We start from the raw sequence: 15,194 nt of genomic DNA, 5'->3' as shown, positions 1-15,194 counted from the left end.
GAAAGTCCATTTTGACCTGGTGACTTTAGTTTATAATGCTTCAAAACTAGCTGTAGACCGTATCAATGCCAGTTTAAATCAACAACAAGCAGCAGCATAAACTGAAAAAAATTATGAAAAAATTGATTTCTGTAAGTCTGTGTCTATTTAAATTATGGAATTATGAAATTGATTCATCCAATAAAATATTCCAAATAACATTCCGACTAGCAATAGTATTACTGCAAGCCACTCATTTTTCATTAAAGATCTCCCCCAATCGATATAGGTATTTCAATCCTAATCCTTTTAATCCTGCTAGCATATCGCTTTTACCATCAATTGGCATACAACCTTTTACCTAACTAGCATCATAAGTATACCTTAATAAATACGATCCATTTTGAAAAGGCAGTAAATTTCAAAAAGTTGTGTGAAGGCGGCTGTATAGGGCTTCGAGTTCAGCGCTTAAATCTGGAGTTTGTCTCAATGAAGAAAACTTGGCTCAGCCAAGCCTTTGGCGCCGGCTGAGCCTTAGTTGCGCTTATACTATAGAAAGTATTTTTATACTTTCTTAACGTGCAAAAAAATAAGCCAGATGTCTTTGAGTACTCAAAGACACTGACTCTCCCCACTAAACCCCTCATTTATGACATTCACTTTTCTTCAACGATTGTCATTATTAAGCTGACCACCTGTTTTTCCTTGGAGCATCGTTGGTCCTGTTGAATATTCACTGTCTGGTCGTTCTTCTTTTAGGCGCGGGATTATCTCCATTTCATCTATATCAGACCTGGTTTGCGCAGTTCCCAGTTCATAAATCGTTTCATAGACTGTGCAGAGTAATCGATCATATTGCTGGTGATCTTTATCTGCTGTATCACGTACATTGGAAAAAAAATGAGCATGCATATAACCTAGTTTGTCCGAATGGTCCGCCTCATTAAAAAGCTCTTTTAAAGCACTCGCTTCATCCTCTGTTGCCATTATTTCGAAGTCATAACTCGAGTTACCTTTTACTCCGCGAACTTCTCCATTGCTCGTACCACCTTGAATGGTTACATAATACGATTTACGTTCCATATAAGATCAAACTCCCTATCCGCTTCATTAATGGTTTTAGTTTGTGTGATTCACTTATTTCTATACGTTTCTTTCTCCTTAGGACTTAAGGCCAATTTTTCAATAAAAAATAATTAATGTAATTTTCTGAAAACTATTTGACTTTAAATTGCATATCTTAGATAATAACAAAAAGGGTTTGGGAGGAATCTTCATGAACAGACACACCTCGTATCAATCCAAAACGAAAGAGCTGGCTCAGCAAAAACAAAAAAGAGCCGAAGAGTTTTTCCTATCACTGGCCGCCCAACTCACACTGGATGAATCCTTATTCTTAACTCAGAAGAACCGTCTTTTGGAAAAAATTAATGAAGCCATTGACCAGAATGATTATGACACGTTTATCAAACGATCTGCTGAGTTTTCAAAGTATAGAGATAATTAAACAACATGTATGAGCACTATTAGTTTAGGGGTGACAATTGATGTCACCCCTACTTTAATGGATTTTTTATTTACTGTTGCTTTTGTTATTCCCTAATAACAAACGAAAGAAATAATACGTCTTCGATCAATTCCAAAGTAAACCCATCGATAACCAGTCCAACGATACCCAGCGACTGATTGCCTTCCTACAAAAGTCAACCAGGCCCAAAAAGAATATCCACCTCGTACCCAAATATACACATAGGTTCCTACACATGGCCGGATTGCTCCGGGATCAACCGCATAGGTTCCTACCCCTTGACCACCTTGACTACCATATTGTTGAGTAGATAACGATTGTTGTGGTGTGAATTGTGGCGGTGGCCCGGGTGGCGCTCCTCCACCACTCGGAAAAGGTGGTCCCGTCGGCGGTCCTGAAGATGGTCCTTGTTGCTGTCCTCCACCAAGCATGTTTTGTAAAAAGGACAGCGGATTAAACTGTCGATTACTCATGGTCTTACTCCCCTTTCCATTGGGTTTCAGACTATTATATGTTGTACAAAACAGTTAAGTGAGGGCGTTTATCCTGTAGGGTTAGGATGGGTTTTATCAAAAAGTATTTCGCACCTCAAATTTTTATATTAAAATTGATTATTGCTGTTCTTTTTGATAGGCAATTAAGACAATCTCTTCATCATGATCTTTTTGCAATTCACGCTCATACTGCTTGATTTTCTCAAGAGTTTCATTCTTGACATCTGCGATTGGAAATTGGGATTGATCCACTTGTATCACCATCCTTAGAAGTTATCCATTTTCATTTTGCTGGCCTATTTCTTTATTTGCAATCACTTCATTCGCTTCTTCCATGTTACTATGCTCATCCACAGAATCCCCAGGCTTTGAGTCATTGATATCAAATGCATTTATAAAGCTCGTATCTGTCAATGTATATTCTGGGTTTATTGAGGATGTTGAAAAAAGCTCGCGTTCCTTTTTCGGTTGATTTTGTTTTTTATCTACCACGTTATCACTCCTTTCTATATAAATATAGGTGTTTATTTTTGTATGCTTATTATGCTTAACCTTGACTAATATGAATAAATCCATACATTCAAAGCAATCAAAAAACAGGAATGACCCTTGTGAGATCATCCCTGCTGCTTTACTTTCTCAATTCGTTAATTACATTCCATATTATCCGGTTTTCCGTTTTCGTTTCGATAATTTGTCTAACACCCATCCTTTTCCGATTTCACAATACCTTAGTGGAAGTTCCAGTTGAGCTAGGATGGTGTCTTTGCCAACGATCTTTAACGTTCCTGTTTCCTCATTTAAAATGTCGACTTTTGCCGTTTCCGTTTGTGCAAGTGGTACAACTACGTTTTGTAATCCTTTAATTTTGAATGCTTTTCCATCAAAAGATACCTTGTGACAATGGGGAGGCTGACCGAGTTTAATTTTCTCCAAACTTGCTTCCCTCCTATCATAGATTGATTCTATTGTATCAGATTCTTTAAAAGAAAAAAGGTTATTTTTTGATTTTTCATATTAATGAAATATTTCAGTTATTTAATGTCCATTTCGACATTTTTTCCCATAACTAGTCTTGAAGTATCAGCTTTCTAAATGTAAAAAGAGCTTGACGTTTGTTTTCGTCAGCCCTCTTTCGGTGAAATTTTATTTCTAAGATGATTTAGTGAGTTTACATATTCGATTAGTAGGATACACATTGAAACAGACCATGCGAGTGGGGTGTTTTCATTGGGTTGATCGGTACCACCAATATATAGCTCCGGTACACGTCCATTCTCAGGTATAATCTCTAATGTCTTACTCAAATACTTTTCCAATTGATTTAGCTCTCCGAGTTGGGCATAACATAATCCCAGCCACGGAAAGCCAAAGCACCATTCTGCTTCGTGGCCTTCGTTAAAATATTGATCCCCTTCATAACGCATACATCCATAAGATCTCTCCAATCTATCGGTGACTCGCGTCAAAATCTCAAGCCCAGTTTTTCTGGAGACAACCTGGTAAGGATAGATCAGAGATAGTAAAGCCAGATCCGTTTCTTTTGTATTGCTTTCCCGTGGTAATAAGAAGCGAAGCGTTTCCTGCCCATTCTTAATAAGATCGGCAGGAACATCTACGATCATTTGAACAGCTTGCAATCCAGCCACACAAGCACCGACACTTGAGGCGTGCAACTCAGCGTATTCCTCCCACATCCCGTTGTCTTCATCTTCCCAATATCGTACACATTCTAAATACTCAACGAGCTTTTGAATGATTTCGCGATCCTTCTCGTCTCGAAGGATTCGTTTACCTCTTTCAGTTCCTTTTCCTACTCCCCATAAAAAAAGTCCGATTGCATCGTGTTGTGCATGGCCCCATTCAACCGGTAACTCTTTCATATCAAGTGAATACCTAGCATGAATGTACTCGTGTCGATAAACGGGCTTTTGTTGTCGATGGATGTCAATCTTCCATTCATACGTACGAAGCATGTCTAGCAGTGCATGATATGCTCTTTCGTATCGGGAATCTTGTTTATCGAGAAACGGAAGAACGATATAACATACATCTCGCATCCATACGTATGAGTAGTGGGACGATAAACTAGCTTTATATGCACCGTTTGGTAAATGCAGTTGCTCCAACACATTATAAAGTTTATCTAGATTCATCACACCTGTTCCTTCCTGTTCTTAACCTTATTGTTACCTTTATTCCCATCTGTCATCTAAAGAAAACTTGGTTAGCGCCAAGCCTTAGCGCTGGTGATCGCCTTAGTTGCGCTTATACTATAGAAAGTATTTTTATACTTTCTTAATGTGTAAAGAAAACTTGGTTAGGACCAAGCCATCAATTTTTCTTTATTATCCTATTCCGATCCCGTACCAAATGTCAGCCTATAATAGGGTTCTAGCTATGGACAATACGTTATTATTCGAAGGTCCCTTTTACGAGTGGTTGTTTATTTTGCACCATTACTTGACCCATAGCGATAACAGTATCAATTTCCAACGTTTCCTCTTCTAAAATAACGAGGTCTGCGTCATATCCTTTTTCTATAATTCCCTTTTGTTCTAATTTCAGAACCCTTGCAGGGTTGGCCGTAATCACTTGCAAAGCGTCTTCCATTGGTACATTCTCGTCTTTTATTGCTTCCCTTACTTCTACAAAAAGCGAAGTCACTTGTCCAATTCCTAAACCAATGAAATTCCCTTGTTCATCAAATTCAGGTAGGCTTCCATTACCGTCTGACGTAAACGTAATTTGTTCTATCGGTACACCTTTCTCAAGCATTTCCTTAAGTCCTTTGCTACATTTCACTTCTCCATGATCAAGAAAACGTTGAATGGTACTTGTTGTAAAATCTACATACCCGCCTTTTTTTGCATAGAGGATCGCGGCGTCAAACAATCCTCGATTTCGATTCACATGAGTCGGATGAAATTGGCTAAAGGGTATATCCGTTGTCTCAGTGATTTTTTCTAGCATTGTGAGCTTTGAGGGGCTATCCCCAATATGAAAATTTACAATACCTGCTTTTCCTGATAATATGCCACCAACTCTTGCTTCTGATGACAATCGAGTTAACTCTTGGATCGTCGGCTGAGAAGAACGGTGGTCTGAGATCGCCACTTCGCCAACTCCAATTATCCGATCAATAAGAATCAAATCTTTTTCAATTGAGCCGGTCAATGTTTTTACAGGGACTTGGTAAGATCCAGTATGTACAAAGCAAGTGATTCCTTCTTCTTCTAATGCTTTTGCTTTCGCTACAAGCGCACTCATCGTTCTCGTTGTCCCATCCGTACCGATTACGCCAATTACAGTTGTCACTCCACCTTGAGTAATCTCTGACAGCATGAGTTCAGGTGTACGTGTTCTGAACCCACCTTCGCCCCCACCACCCATTATGTGAACATGAGAATCGATAAACCCTGGTACCACATACTTTCCACTTGCATCAATTACCTCAACATCAACAAAATCGTGAGGGACTTCTAATGAATCACCGACATAAGCGATACGTTTATCTGTAATCAAGATATCCTTCTGCCCGATTCGTTCTGGTGTATATACAGTTCCATTTTGAATGAGCTTAATCAATGTACACCCTCCTCAATCTTTTTATTTTCATCCTATAGTAGAGAATGTACAGAAAGCAACATGGCTAGCAGAAAATACCTCCTTACACATACGTATTGCATTTATGATTACTTAACATTGTCATGAGTGATAAACTACGTATAGTAAAGAAAACTTGGCTAGCGCCAAGCCTTAGCGCAGGCGATCGCCTTAGTTGCGCTTATACTATAGAAAGTATTTTTTATACTTTCTTAACGTGTAAGAAAAGCGTAAGCGCCCTGTTCAGGTGCAGCAAATTTTTATACTTTACTTGGAACATAGAAACGGGGGATTCTTATTGAACCAAAAACCTTGGATTAATCCATACATTGGCATTGTAATTGGTGTTCTTTCGGTCTCTACATCTGCTATCATTGTAAAATTATCATCCGCTCCAGCTCCGATAATCGCAACGTATCGCTTATTATTTACTACACTCTTAATGCTACCGGTTATTTTGTATAGTTTTCGAGGTCATCTTAGATTAGTAAAGAAACGGGATATGCTTTTTTGCATATTTTCAGGATTATTTCTCGCGTTGCATTTTATCCTGTGGTTCGAATCTTTAAATTATACATCAGTAGCGAGTTCAGTTGTCCTCGTTGCCCTTCAACCCATCTTTGCATTTGCTGGAACCTATTTAATTTTTAAAGAGCGGCTTCATTGGAAAGGTATTCTAGGAGGGATCTTAGCGCTCGGGGGAAGTCTTGTCATCAGCTGGGGGGATTTTCAGATCAGTGGCATCGCACTGTTTGGTGATTTACTTGCGTTGTTGGGAGCTATTGCAGTCACAATCTATTATTTGTTCGGTCAAGATGTGAGGAAAAGGATGCACATAATGCCATATACCTTTCTCGTATATGGATTCGCGACGATTGCATTATTCTTTTACGACGTTATTTTAGAGTACTCCCTTTATCCATTTCCTCCAGAGGACTGGATTTACTTCTTGTTACTTGCAATTTTCCCCACACTCCTTGGCCATACGATTTTTAATTGGGCTTTAAAGTATGTGAGTGCTTCAGTAATTTCTATGGTTATATTAGGTGAGCCAATCGGTGCATCCATTCTTGCTTATTTTATACTAAGTGAAACATTGAGTGTTGCACAGGTTATTGGTGGACTTATTATCTTAGTTGGTATTTTCATTTTCATTCGAAAGCGTCCACACCATGTTGCAGATTATGAAAACGTACCCGGAAAGGTTGTTCGGAAACAATGAAAAGACGCTTTTTCTACTTATCCCTTCTCTTTGTTATGTTTGGGTTAGGGATGGCTTTTCAGACGAAGGACTATTTCTGGTGTGTGTTTCCAATTGTGCAAGGTGGAATACTTGCCTTTACCTTGTTTATAAAAAACGCTTCGATTAACAAGTTGACATTCAAAGATATTAGATACGGAATCCTTTCTGGGATCTTGTTATATGTTTTGTTCGCATTAGGGAAAATAGTTGTAATCACACTATTTCCTACCCTTTTTAATAACTTATTAGGCTTATATGAACTCATTCAACCCCGGACATGGTGGCACACTTTACTAGTCTTTATGATTATAATTCCTGCCGAAGAAATGTTTTGGCGTGGATTTGTACAACAAAAACTAAGGGATCCAACTATTCACCCAGTATTGATCTCGTCATCCCTATATGCTCTTGCTCATTTAGCCTCAGGCAGTTTGTTGCTTGTCCTATCTGCATTGCTTGCGGGTTTTGTGTGGGGGTTCTTGTATGTTAGAAGCCAAAACATTCTGGTACCACTGCTTTCGCATCTCGTTTTTGATTTACTTTTGTTCATTATATTTCCACTCCTCTAATAGCGCAAAGAAGGACTTGCTCAATTTGATGGATAACCAATCATTGAGTAAGTCCCTCGAGTTATATAGAATAGGAAGCTGAGATGTTGGGTAGTAGGTCATTTTTGAAAATGATAGCTGACCCCTTCCTGCCCTGTATAAGAACACTGTTATCTTTGAATCGTAAGCGGCAAGTACTGATTAACCTCGCGAATCGTTCCATCATTACGGTAGATTACGTGCTCGTAACCTTTTTGTTGAGCCCTTTGACGCGCAACATCAATGGCTTCTTCTTGTGTAATGTGCGTGCTGGATGAGCGGTAGTTTCCGTCTAAAATATTGGCCCACTTCTTCCCTCGTTTTACGGTTACAATCATTCTAGACATTTTCCCACATCCTTTAACAAAAATTTTATTATACTTTAATCCTATCACAGCTTTGAAAACCTTTGTATTGGGAAAATAAGTGGGTTTTAAGGCCTGAAAATGCTATATTTCAATCGGAATTTTCCCAAATTGAAATGGTTGCCAAAATGGACCTCTCGACTTTACCAGCATAGGGAAAGAGTAAGATTAAAGCATGCATCTGTCGAATCTGGTTGAAAAACAATCTTAATTCCATCGGGTGTTATTTTCGATTCAAAGTCGCTTTGAACACCAGTTGATTGAATTAGTTGATCTACTTTTTGATTTTGATTTAGCTCTGCAGACTTTTTGAGTTGTCTAGCAAATTCAATGTTGGAGGCAATCTTCTGAAGTAAGCTGTGAACCTCCTGAGTGGGATACAAAAAGCTTTTAGCAGAGAACATCAATTTAGTAAGATCGTTCGGATCTGTTTCTAAAGGATTCATAGGCAAACGTGGATACCATTCTCCCCAACCTGAATACCCGTTCCAGGAGTTATCTGACATTATCCTCACCTTCCTTTTGTTTACTTTATTCAAGAAAGGTTTTCCATGGTTCATTAAAACAAAAGAGGAAGCCCCCTTGTTAGCCCTGAAGGTCATTGGATTGCCAGAACGTGAAAAGAAAGACCTGAATGGAGTAAGATCTCCACTCAGGTCTTTTATTGAGCCATATGAAAACTATTTCATTAGTTAACATCGTGACCTAAACGCCATTTATGATTTAGAAAACTGTTTCATAATGCTCATTAATTCATCAATATAATCGGCACCATCTCCCGATTCCAGGGAATGCTTTACGCATGTTTTTGCATGACGTTCCATTAGTGAAAATCCTGCTTGCTTTAATGCTGAATTGATTGCAGATACTTGGACGAGAATATCCATACAGTAGCGATCCTCTTCCACCATTTTCTGCAAACCTCGAACCTGACCTTCAATACGCTTCAAACGATTTTGTAATTTTACTTTTTCATCATTAGAGCGTGGAACTATCGGCGAATCATGTTCATTCATATTTATCACCTCAGTTTATTATTATCATTTCTTGCCTCTAATATACCCCCCTATAGTATAAAAGTCAATAGAAAACTTCTTGACCATTCATATGAGGGGAAAAAACTACTAATAGTTCTAAGGTCCCGAATGATTGAATAATTGTGTGTAATGGTTGAATTATGAGTTCAAGTGGTTAAAATGTTGTCTTTGAATTACTATGTACAATAGTTGAAATAAGTCCTAAGAGGTAGTGGTTGCTGAATATTTTTCTTTAAACGGACATACAATAAGTAGTGCTTTTTAAAGGAGTTGTTAAACGTGAAAAAATATATAACCTTAACAAGTATACTTATTTGCTTAATACTTAGTGGAATTTCAGTGTACCATCACCAAAACAACGGGATAGCTTTAGCAAAAGAAAATAGAACTGAAGCAAGGAATCAATCTCTCGAAAAAGATATGGACGTATTTATGAAAGACTTAAGAATGACTTTTAGTGAAAAAAATTACAATAACCGTGACATATCAATTGGTATACGTGCTTCCCCTCACGAGATCATCACAATTGTAATTGATGGTACTCAACAGTATGTCGATAAAGTTGAAGGTGATATCAAGAACACTGTACAAAAATTAGCCCAAAATACAATTTTTAAAGATTTTCCCGTCAGAGTTGTTCGGGTACGAAAAGGTCGACCTGATACTAAATACACCCCCGAAATGAGTGCACTAGTAAGTAAAGTTACATTAAAAATTCAAGAAAACCTTGAATCCAAGTATGAAGAAATGGAGAACGTGGTTGTAGAAAAAAAAAACCATAAGTTGATTATCAATGTATATACATCCTTACCAAAAAAACATTCACCGAGTAACATAAGGGGAAAAGAAATTGAAAAAACAGTTAGAAAAACCCTAGATCAGATGAAGGTCAAGTCAAATTTAATGAGTCATAATGAAACATTGGATCTTAATGTCTATAATAAAAATAAGAAAAAAATAAATAGTACCCCTTCAGAATGAGGGGTACTATTTATTTTCGATATACCTCTTTTAATCGTAAAACTTAAGGGTTAAAGAATCGGAATAGTATGTGGAACACTTAAATTCTAATTTATCCCCCGGACTAAGACCCGAAAATGACATTCTACCTCGACCATCATTCCCACTTATACCTGCTGATTTTGAAGTGTAAAATCTACCATTTACATACACATCACACGTCAAACTATTGAGTTTGTTACCATAAATTTCGATTTTATCCCTTAGCTTTTATTCCATACAATATCATTTGAACGGTTTCCTCAATCACTCGGTCCTCCTCCCACTCTTCTTCTGGTATGATGAGAAAGCGTGCGATCAATAAGCCTCCTATTGATGTGGCTGTATGCCGAATGATCGCCATAACTGGTAGCTCAATAAGCTCTCCCCTTTCTTGAAAGTGCTCTACGATTTGTTTAAATCTCGTTAGTACATTCTCAATAACATAATGACGGAAATTTTCCTTTAGCTCATCGTGGAAGGGGATTTCCTGCATAAAAATTTTGACGACTGAAAAATGGCGGCGTAAAAACTCCATTCGGTTTATAATCAATGCACGTAAAAACGTTTCGTAGGATGGAAAGTCTTTATCCAATATTTTTCGAATGTCCTCAATAAGAAAAGGGGCAACTAACTTTGCCATAACGGGTGCAACAATTGATAACAACAGTTCCTTTTTCGTTCTGTAATGGCGGAAGATGGTTCCCTCTGCAACTTCTGCTCTTTTCGCAATTTCTGCTGTAGAAGCCCCTGCATACCCTTTTTCAGCAAACACCTCTACCGCAGCCAGAAGAATTTGTTTTTGTTTCTGGGTCATTTTGTCTTCATCAAGGATTAGAAAAAATTCTTCCTTCCACTGTTCTACATTCATATTGTTCGACTCCTTTTTAGGGGAAGTTCAATTAAATTAAAAACTACGATATTTCCGTAATGCAATGATATTCGCAATAATGAAAACGATAGAAAAACCAATGAGTACAAAGATATTCAAAAGAATTTCTTCACCTCCATACCCTCTTATCATCACATCCTTAAGTGCATCAGCAGCATAATAAAGAGGTGTGATTGGACCAATCCAACTTACCCAATCCGAGATTGCCTCAAGGTTGAAAATACCCGAGAAAAAAACTTGAGGAACGATTATGATTGGAATAAATTGAATCATTTGTAACTCGTTTTGTGCAAAAGCTGATAATAATGTACCTAGTGAAAGCGCAGTGAATGCAACTAAGAGCGTTATGAGTAGGACCCAGATAAAGTCCCCGACCATGAGCAGATCAAGAACATAAATAGAGTAAACGACGATTAAGCCAGATTGAATAAGTGTAAAGAACCCAAACCCTAGCAGATAACCAACAACGATTTCCCATCTCTTCAAGGGACTTGCCATCAACCGTTCCAAAGTTCCACCAGTACGCTCTCTTAAAAAGGATACACCAGATATTAAAAATACGAAAAAGAAAGCAAAAAACCCGATCAGAACGGGGCCGAAATTATCGAAGCTCGACATATTCTCTGATCCGTAAAAATAAGTTACCTTTGGTTCGATGGGAACTGAATTAGATTGTTTAAGGGAGATCGCCTGTATAATGGATAATACTTGACGGTTCATTTTCGGGTCGCTACCTTCAAGCAAAATGTTCAGATGACCCTTATTAATGGTGATCCATGCATCTAGACTACCCTCTTTAAACTTTTCTCCTACAAGCTCACGATCAACTTCTTCACTTTCAACATATTTTTGTTCCAGTTCAGAGTGTAATGGAGCAGGAATATCCTCATAACCAATTTTTGGGATAACCACATCCCCATTAAAAACGAGAGAAACAATCGATAAAATTAGTAAAGGAGCCAACAGCATCATCGCAAGAGTTCGTTTATCATGAAAAAACTGTTTTACGATTCTGATGACAAGCGCACTAATCCTCATTTTTAGCACCTCCATATTTCAGGAAGGCCTCTTCGATCGTCGATGTTTGAGCCGTTTCTTTTAATTGATTCGGTGATCCAAGTGCGATGATTTCTCCATTACGCATCATCGCAAGGCGGTCACACTTATCCGCCTCATCCATCACATGTGTGGTAACAACGACAGTAATACCTGTTGATTTTAACTGTTTAAGTTTATCCCAGATCGATTGGCGTAGCACAGGATCAATACCTACTGTCGGTTCATCTAATAAAAGAATACCCGGGTCATGCAAAAGGGAAATGGCAAGTGAAAGTCTCCGTTTCATTCCACCGGAGTATAAACCGACTAGCTTTTTTTGATGTTCAACTAAATCAACTAATTCAAGCACCTCATTGATCTTTTCCTTCTTCTTTGTACCTTTTAATCCATTTATTGAGGCAAAGAAAGATAGGTTTTCTGATCCTGTTAAGTCTAAATAAAGCCCGTCAGTTTGTGCCATATAACCTATTCTAGAGACCAAATCACGAGAAGGCATTTCTTTGTTATACAAGTACAGCTCCCCTTCACTTGGAGCTTCAATCCCCGAGACCATTTTTACGAGTGTTGTTTTTCCCGCTCCAGACGGTCCAAGGAGTCCAAAAATTTCGCCTTTATGAATGGTTAAAGACGTATCCTTAATCACGACTGTTTTTCCGAATTGTTTTTTAATGCTTTTCAGTTGAATGACTCCGTTTGTTTCCATCAATCATCCTCCTAGAAAATAAGAGTGAGTACTTACTCATTAAATTGTATTCAACATTGAACAAAAACTTCCTTCAATTTCATAAAAACAAGTGCCTGTTAGCTCCCCTAAGAGGTATTCATCGGGAGTACCAGACACTGGTTATTTAAGTGTTTATTTTATTGTTCCATAGTACAGTTTATTTTTTCGCAATTGCTGCATCGAGTGCAACTTCAATCATTTCATTGAAAGTCTCTTGACGCTCTTCTGATGAAGTCGTTTCACCAGTAAAGACGTGATCGCTTACAGTAAGAACAGAAAGTGCATTTACACCAAATTTAGCAGCAAGTGTATAAAGAGCAGTTGTTTCCATCTCTACAGCAAGAACCTGATAATCAGCAAGCTGTTTCGCTAAGTCCATCGTATCATTGTAAAAGTTATCACTTGTAAATACGTTACCAACCTTTACCTCTAATCCACGCTTTTTCGCACCTTCAAATGCACGGTATAGCATGTCGAAGTTTGCGGTTGGGGCGAAATCAATTCCATTGAAACGATGTTGATTCACAGATGAATCAGTAGATGCACTCATTGCCAAAATAACGTCTCTGACTTTTACGTCCTTTTGGAAAGCACCACATGTTCCAACACGAATTAGATTTTTGACACCATAACTATCAATTAGTTCATGAACATAGATTGAAATCGATGCAACACCCATTCCAGTCCCTTGTACAGAGATTCGTTCCCCTTTGTACGTACCTGTGAATCCAAGCATTCCACGAACTTCATTATAGCAAGAGACATCCTCAAAGAAAGTCTCTGCTATATACTTTGCACGTAGCGGATCTCCCGGTAATAGAATCGTTTCTGCAATTTCATTTTCTTTTGCTCCAATATGAATACTCATAATGTTGCCTCCTATTTACTATTAAAGTTGTAACACCCAACCACTAGGGTAACCGGATACAAGATCAATCATGCTCTTAAAGGATACCTAAAGGGCTTGATCATCCACACTTTCTAGCCAGTGTTCGATGTCAGTGATAATCGATTTGATACATCCATCCTCAAAAGGTGATGTAAGCTGAGCTACCTTCACAAGCTCAGTAAATGATTTACTGCCACCTTGCTTACAGAGGATCAAATAATGATTCCATGCATCTTCTTGATCCTCACTCGCCTTTTTCCAAAATTGAAGTGCGCAAATTTGAGCAAGTGTGTAATCAATGTAGTAGAATGGCGATCGAAAAATATGGCCCTGTTGATGCCAAAAACCACCCCGCTCAAGGTAGTCATTTTCCCCAAAGTTTCTGTGCGGTAAATAACTCTGTTCAATTCTTCTCCATTCAGACTTCCGCTCAGCTGGTGATGCTTCAGGGTTTCCATAAACAAAATGTTGAAACTCATCAACAGCTACACCATATGGAATAAATTTAATTGCCCCACCTAAATGATTAAACTTATATTTTTCGGTATCTTCTTGGAAAAACAGGTCCATCCATGGCCATGTGAAAAACTCCATGCTCATCGAATGAATTTCTGCAGCCTCATAAGTCGGAAAACTGTATTCTGGCACCATAAAGTGACGACTGGAATACACTTGGAAAGCATGTCCAGCCTCATGTGTAAGTACATCGATATCATGAGAGGTACCAACAAAGTTCGAAAAAATATAAGGTGCCTGGTAATTGGAGATATACGTGCAATATCCGCCTGATTGTTTTCCCGGTTTATTGACTAGATCCATCAAATTATTATCAAGCATGAAGTTAAAAAATTCATTTGTTTCTTGCGACAGTTCAGAATACATCTGTTTACCATTTCGAATAATCCAATCCGGATTCCCCTTTGGCGTTGGATTGCCAGATTTAAAACTAAACGCTTCGTCATAATAAGTCAAGGACTCAAGACCAATTCGCTTTTTTTGGCGTTCATATAATCGTTGGGCTGCTGGTACTATACTTTCTTTAACCTGTTTTCTAAAATTGGCGACCATCTTCGCATTGTAGTCTGATCTTGTTAAGCGGGCATACCCTAGTTCAATAAAATTGGGATAACCTAAGGATTTTGCGATGTCCGTTCGAACCTTGACAAGCTGATCATAGATATCATCCAATCTAGATTCATGTTCAACATAGAAACTGTACTTTGCATCGCTAGCTCGTTTTCGTATTGCACGGTCCTTCGACTGGATAAAAGGGCTAAGTTGGGCTAGCGTTCGATCTTCGCCCTCAAATTCAATTTTCGCTGATGCGATTAATTTGGAGTATTCGGTAGTTAGCTTGTTTTCTTTTTTTAGATCATCAATTATTTCTTCTGAAAATGTCTTCTGCGTTAGTTCGGCAATAGTAAAAAGTTGTGTCCCCCACTCTTTTTCTAGTTGTGAGCGAAACTTCGAATCTACAAGCTTATGATAAAATTTTGAAATGATCCCTTCATAAACTGGGGTGTTTTCATCATAAAAATTTTCTTCGGTTTGGTAGTACTCATCATTTGTATTAATCGTATGTCGAATATGGCATATGCTCAACATCGATTCGAATTCGTTTCTCAGTTTAACAATTTCTTGGAGAGCAATACTTTGCTCTTCATAACTATTCGCATTTTCAAACTTATTTAGCACTGAAAGAAAATTCACTTCGAACGTTTCCATATCTGGCCTCTCGTAAGTAAAATCTTCAAATTTCATTGAATCATCTCCTATGTCATCTATTTTTATA

19 protein-coding genes are annotated in these 15,194 nt (G+C 38.1%); 4 read left to right on the top strand and 15 right to left on the bottom strand.

The features are described 5' to 3' along the window. Positions 1-645: 645 nt before the first annotated feature. Positions 646-1,062, bottom strand: coding sequence for a hypothetical protein (locus NON16_RS24160; RefSeq protein WP_257352048.1), 417 nt, complete (start codon positions 1,060-1,062; stop codon positions 646-648). 193 nt (positions 1,063-1,255) lie between these two features. On the opposite strand from NON16_RS24160, the gene NON16_RS24155 reads away from it, so the two are divergent. Next, entirely contained in the window at positions 1,256-1,486 is a 231-nt protein-coding gene (locus NON16_RS24155; protein WP_257352047.1) for an IDEAL domain-containing protein, read from the top strand. A 92-nt stretch (positions 1,487-1,578) separates the two neighbouring features. Here the strand turns inward: NON16_RS24155 and NON16_RS24150 are convergent, their stop codons facing one another. From NON16_RS24150 to iadA, 6 genes are all read right to left on the bottom strand, one after another. Continuing rightward, on the bottom strand, positions 1,579-1,980 hold the full coding sequence (locus NON16_RS24150) for a hypothetical protein (RefSeq protein ID WP_257352045.1): 402 nt from the start codon (positions 1,978-1,980) through the stop codon (positions 1,579-1,581). 138 nt (positions 1,981-2,118) lie between these two features. Beyond that, positions 2,119-2,253 (bottom strand): hypothetical protein, encoded by a 135-nt coding sequence (locus NON16_RS24145; RefSeq protein WP_257352044.1) that lies wholly within the window; start codon positions 2,251-2,253, stop codon positions 2,119-2,121. Between the two features lie 21 nt (positions 2,254-2,274). Continuing rightward, on the bottom strand, positions 2,275-2,493 hold the full coding sequence (locus NON16_RS24140; RefSeq protein WP_257352043.1) for a hypothetical protein: 219 nt from the start codon (positions 2,491-2,493) through the stop codon (positions 2,275-2,277). Between the two features lie 171 nt (positions 2,494-2,664). After that, positions 2,665-2,937, bottom strand: a complete 273-nt coding sequence (locus NON16_RS24135; RefSeq protein ID WP_257352041.1) for a hypothetical protein — start codon at positions 2,935-2,937, stop codon at positions 2,665-2,667. Between the two features lie 188 nt (positions 2,938-3,125). Then, positions 3,126-4,157: a glycoside hydrolase family 15 protein gene (locus NON16_RS24130; RefSeq protein ID WP_257352050.1), complete on the bottom strand. Its 1,032-nt coding sequence runs from the start codon at positions 4,155-4,157 to the stop codon at positions 3,126-3,128. Positions 4,158-4,416: 259 nt separating this feature from the next. Beyond that, a complete protein-coding gene (gene iadA, locus NON16_RS24125; RefSeq protein ID WP_257352039.1) occupies positions 4,417-5,589 on the bottom strand; it encodes a beta-aspartyl-peptidase in 1,173 nt (390 codons plus the stop codon). 316 nt (positions 5,590-5,905) lie between these two features. Between iadA and NON16_RS24120 the strand changes: the two genes are divergently transcribed. Continuing rightward, positions 5,906-6,829, top strand: a complete 924-nt coding sequence (locus NON16_RS24120; protein WP_257352038.1) for a DMT family transporter — start codon at positions 5,906-5,908, stop codon at positions 6,827-6,829. Then, entirely contained in the window at positions 6,826-7,419 is a 594-nt protein-coding gene (locus tag NON16_RS24115; protein WP_257352037.1) for a CPBP family intramembrane glutamic endopeptidase, read from the top strand. The genes NON16_RS24120 and NON16_RS24115 overlap by 4 nt, the downstream gene beginning before the upstream one ends. Before the next feature lie 149 nt (positions 7,420-7,568). Here NON16_RS24115 and NON16_RS24110 read toward each other — a convergent pair whose 3' ends face one another. From NON16_RS24110 to NON16_RS24100, 3 genes are all read right to left on the bottom strand, one after another. Continuing rightward, positions 7,569-7,784 (bottom strand): DUF2188 domain-containing protein, encoded by a 216-nt coding sequence (locus NON16_RS24110; RefSeq protein WP_257352035.1) that lies wholly within the window; start codon positions 7,782-7,784, stop codon positions 7,569-7,571. Positions 7,785-7,945: 161 nt separating this feature from the next. Next, positions 7,946-8,308, bottom strand: a complete 363-nt coding sequence (locus tag NON16_RS24105) for a YuzC family spore coat inner layer protein (protein WP_257352034.1) — start codon at positions 8,306-8,308, stop codon at positions 7,946-7,948. Positions 8,309-8,518: 210 nt separating this feature from the next. After that, entirely contained in the window at positions 8,519-8,818 is a 300-nt protein-coding gene (locus NON16_RS24100) for a metal-sensing transcriptional repressor (RefSeq protein WP_257352032.1), read from the bottom strand. A 300-nt stretch (positions 8,819-9,118) separates the two neighbouring features. Between NON16_RS24100 and NON16_RS24095 the strand changes: the two genes are divergently transcribed. Beyond that, a complete protein-coding gene (locus NON16_RS24095) occupies positions 9,119-9,820 on the top strand; it encodes a hypothetical protein (RefSeq protein ID WP_257352031.1) in 702 nt (233 codons plus the stop codon). Between the two features lie 235 nt (positions 9,821-10,055). Here NON16_RS24095 and NON16_RS24090 read toward each other — a convergent pair whose 3' ends face one another. The 5 genes from NON16_RS24090 to NON16_RS24070 all read right to left on the bottom strand — a co-directional run bounded on the left by NON16_RS24090 (position 10,056) and on the right by NON16_RS24070 (position 15,163). Then, entirely contained in the window at positions 10,056-10,709 is a 654-nt protein-coding gene (locus NON16_RS24090; protein ID WP_257352030.1) for a TetR/AcrR family transcriptional regulator, read from the bottom strand. 36 nt (positions 10,710-10,745) lie between these two features. Next, positions 10,746-11,768, bottom strand: coding sequence for an ABC transporter permease (locus tag NON16_RS24085; protein WP_257352028.1), 1,023 nt, complete (start codon positions 11,766-11,768; stop codon positions 10,746-10,748). Continuing rightward, positions 11,758-12,492 (bottom strand): ABC transporter ATP-binding protein, encoded by a 735-nt coding sequence (locus NON16_RS24080; protein ID WP_257352026.1) that lies wholly within the window; start codon positions 12,490-12,492, stop codon positions 11,758-11,760. Before NON16_RS24080 ends, NON16_RS24085 begins: the two co-directional genes overlap by 11 nt. Positions 12,493-12,670: 178 nt before the next feature. Next, positions 12,671-13,381, bottom strand: a complete 711-nt coding sequence (gene deoD / locus NON16_RS24075; protein WP_257352024.1) for a purine-nucleoside phosphorylase — start codon at positions 13,379-13,381, stop codon at positions 12,671-12,673. An 87-nt stretch (positions 13,382-13,468) separates the two neighbouring features. Next, positions 13,469-15,163: a M3 family oligoendopeptidase gene (locus NON16_RS24070; protein ID WP_257352023.1), complete on the bottom strand. Its 1,695-nt coding sequence runs from the start codon at positions 15,161-15,163 to the stop codon at positions 13,469-13,471. Positions 15,164-15,194 lie beyond the last annotated feature (31 nt).

This window comes from Pseudalkalibacillus decolorationis, from assembly GCF_024609785.1.
Lineage (GTDB): Bacteria > Bacillota > Bacilli > Bacillales > Fictibacillaceae > Pseudalkalibacillus > Pseudalkalibacillus decolorationis.
Note: the sequence above shows the minus strand (reverse complement) of the source record. Positions and strands in the feature narration are given on the sequence as shown.

Bases quoted from the DNA above. Each gene is read 5' to 3' on its own strand.
- NON16_RS24160 (WP_257352048.1), bottom strand. From the start codon at position 1,062: ATGGAACGTAAATCGTATTATGTAACCATTCAAGGTGGTACGAGCAAT.
- NON16_RS24155 (WP_257352047.1), top strand. From the start codon at position 1,256: ATGAACAGACACACCTCGTATCAATCCAAAACGAAAGAGCTGGCTCAG.
- NON16_RS24150 (WP_257352045.1), bottom strand. From the start codon at position 1,980: ATGAGTAATCGACAGTTTAATCCGCTGTCCTTTTTACAAAACATGCTT.
- NON16_RS24130 (WP_257352050.1), bottom strand. From the start codon at position 4,157: ATGAATCTAGATAAACTTTATAATGTGTTGGAGCAACTGCATTTACCA.
- NON16_RS24115 (WP_257352037.1), top strand. From the start codon at position 6,826: ATGAAAAGACGCTTTTTCTACTTATCCCTTCTCTTTGTTATGTTTGGG.
- NON16_RS24110 (WP_257352035.1), bottom strand. From the start codon at position 7,784: ATGTCTAGAATGATTGTAACCGTAAAACGAGGGAAGAAGTGGGCCAAT.
- NON16_RS24105 (WP_257352034.1), bottom strand. From the start codon at position 8,308: ATGTCAGATAACTCCTGGAACGGGTATTCAGGTTGGGGAGAATGGTAT.
- NON16_RS24100 (WP_257352032.1), bottom strand. From the start codon at position 8,818: ATGAATGAACATGATTCGCCGATAGTTCCACGCTCTAATGATGAAAAA.
- NON16_RS24090 (WP_257352030.1), bottom strand. From the start codon at position 10,709: ATGAATGTAGAACAGTGGAAGGAAGAATTTTTTCTAATCCTTGATGAA.
- NON16_RS24085 (WP_257352028.1), bottom strand. From the start codon at position 11,768: ATGAGGATTAGTGCGCTTGTCATCAGAATCGTAAAACAGTTTTTTCAT.
- NON16_RS24080 (WP_257352026.1), bottom strand. From the start codon at position 12,492: ATGGAAACAAACGGAGTCATTCAACTGAAAAGCATTAAAAAACAATTC.
- deoD (WP_257352024.1), bottom strand. From the start codon at position 13,381: ATGAGTATTCATATTGGAGCAAAAGAAAATGAAATTGCAGAAACGATT.
- NON16_RS24070 (WP_257352023.1), bottom strand. From the start codon at position 15,163: ATGAAATTTGAAGATTTTACTTACGAGAGGCCAGATATGGAAACGTTC.